A 430-nucleotide genomic window follows, 5' to 3' on the forward strand; every position below is an offset into this window, starting at 1 on the left:
CTTCGAGCTGGCCTGGGCGGTCGCACAGCTGTGGCCGGTCAGGTCGCAGCAGGCCTGATGCGGACGAAGCGTCTCCCACGGATTGGCACTGCTCTTGTGGGAGGGGCTTCAGCCGCGACCCTCCGAAGCTCAGAGCCACACCGAATCCCATAGCGGGTAGTCGCCCACTCGGTCGACCAGGCCTGCCCGCAATGGATTGGCGACGATGTAACGCGCGGCCGGCAGAATGTCTTCCTCACGGCGCAGCGCTCGATCATGGAAGCCATCCTGCCATAGCCTTCCCTGTTGGCCGGACAGTGCATTGACGCGCTTGGCGCTGCGTCCCTTGATGCGGCGCATCAAATCGCTGAGTGAGCCCTGCTTCAACACGATCAGCCAGTGCAGGTGATCGGGCATGAGGACCCAGGCCAGAGAGTCGGCGAGGCCATCT

The 430-nt window shown here is 64.2% G+C and carries 1 protein-coding gene; it reads right to left on the reverse strand.

What is annotated here, in order from left to right; all coding sequences use genetic code 11:
• Positions 1 to 129: 129 nt before the first annotated feature.
• On the reverse strand, positions 130 to 430 hold a 301-nt coding region (locus J0A65_RS25950), incomplete at its 5' end, for an REP-associated tyrosine transposase (protein ID WP_232850165.1).

This window comes from Bowmanella yangjiangensis (assembly GCF_017255015.1).
Classification (GTDB): domain Bacteria; phylum Pseudomonadota; class Gammaproteobacteria; order Enterobacterales; family Alteromonadaceae; genus Bowmanella; species Bowmanella yangjiangensis.